The 1,300-nt window shown below is 43.2% G+C and carries 1 protein-coding gene; it reads left to right on the forward strand.

Going from position 1 to position 1,300, the window contains the following annotated elements; genetic code table 11:
- Positions 1 to 175: 175 nt before the first annotated feature.
- A partial coding sequence (locus A3729_RS05115; RefSeq protein WP_082882012.1) for a D-alanyl-D-alanine carboxypeptidase family protein occupies positions 176 to 1,300 on the forward strand: 1,125 nt, incomplete at its 3' end.

Consider the following 1,300-nt stretch of genomic DNA (forward strand, 5'->3'; position numbering starts at 1 on the left):
CATTTCGTTTATACCTCTTCTTGTTCGTTAGAAGTCTGTATTAGCTGAAGCGTTAATTTTAATACAGATTGGCTTATTGGTCTTCGCTTATGGATGAATCGATTGCTGAATTCGGTTAGACTTGCTTTCTTCAATATATGTCACTTCGTTCATATAAATCAAAATCGGGTTTTTAATGATGTTCAGATCACTAGGTAAGGTGTTACCACTTTATTCTTTGTTGTTACTTCTCGGATTCCATGTTGCCGACGCATTTGCTAAGCCAGCTCTTATTCCTTCTCCGCCACAGGTTTCAGCTAGCTCTTATATTTTAATGGATGCCACGAGTGGCGAAGTAATCGTAGAGCATGAAAGCTACGTTCAGTTGCCACCCGCCAGCTTGACTAAGATGATGACCGCATACATCGTCGAAAGCGAAGTAGCTCAAGGTAATATCAATTTATATGACGAGGTTCCAGTGAGCGTTAAGGCTTGGCGCACTGGCGGGTCAAAAATGTTCATCAAGGAAGGCTCAAAAGTTTTGCTTGAAGAGCTGCTCAAAGGCGTAATTATTCAGTCAGGCAATGACGCAAGTATTGCGCTATCTGAGTATGTTGCTGGTAGCGAAGATGCATTTGCCGATATCATGAATCAGCAAGCTCAACTACTGGGCATGACAAACTCCAACTTTATGAACGCTACAGGCTTGCCTGCTGAAGGGCATTATTCATCAGCCTCTGATTTGGCAAAGCTGGCTCTTGCGATCATTAATGACTTTCCTGATCAGTACCCTTTGTATTCTGAAAAATACTTCACCTATAACAATATAAGGCAGCCAAACCGCAATCGCTTGTTGTGGCGTGATAAGTCAGTCGATGGCTTAAAGACCGGACATACTGAAGAAGCAGGTTATTGCCTTGTCGCGTCAGCTAAGCGCAATGGTATGCGCTTGATTAGTGTTGTCATGGGTACGAATAGTGAAAATGCCAGAGCTAAAGAGACACAGAAGTTGTTAAACTATGGCTTTAGATATTATCAGACGCACGAACTGTACAAGGCTGGTGAAGTACTGACAGATAGCCAGGTTTGGAAGGGTGCTTTGGATTCTTTCCAGTTGGGCTTAGCCGAAGACGTAATAGTAACGATTCCTCGGGGTCAAAAAGATGACCTTAAAGCAGAGCTTAAAGTAGATAATGTAATTGAAGCGCCTGTTGCCGTGGGACAAGAATACGGCCGCTTACTTGTGTCTCTTGACGGTAAAGTAATTGTTGATGAAGCTTTAGTAGCTTTGGAGCCCGTGCCCGAGGGTGGCTTCTTTAAA

The organism is Oleiphilus sp. HI0043 (assembly GCF_001634935.1).